This window comes from Pantoea sp. GbtcB22, assembly GCF_019091025.1.
GTDB classification, from domain to species: domain Bacteria; phylum Pseudomonadota; class Gammaproteobacteria; order Enterobacterales; family Enterobacteriaceae; genus Pantoea; species Pantoea leporis.
This window is the reverse complement of the sequence record NZ_JAGXKB010000079.1, coordinates 1-303: the sequence shown is the minus strand read 5'-3', so window position 1 is coordinate 303 and position 303 is coordinate 1. Positions and strand designations below refer to the sequence as shown.

Annotated in this window: 1 pseudogene; it reads left to right on the top strand. The window is 40.9% G+C overall.

Annotated elements, in window-relative coordinates:
- Positions 1-3: 3 nt before the first annotated feature.
- Positions 4-303, top strand: a pseudogene (locus tag KVT28_RS24835) (capsule biosynthesis protein); the annotation flags it as partial.

Sequence of the window (303 nt, the reverse complement as noted above, 5' to 3'; positions counted from 1 at the left end):
TTCATGTTAATAAAAGAGAATTCCACCTTATCAAAGTTTGAAAAAAGATTGGGCGGTGTTTCTTTCGCCAATCTTAAACAGCACCTCGGAAAAGCGATCATTTTTCTCCCAATGCCGTTGCTGATTATTTATCTGGCAATATTCAGTCAGCCGCGTTTTGTGAGCGAATCCAAAGTCGCGATTAAACGCTCAGATGATCGTGCCAGCAATAATGTGAATTTTGGCTTGTTGTTGGGGGCTATTAATCCCAGTTCGGTTGAAGATGCAATCTACTTAAAGGAGTACATCAATTCGCCGGATATG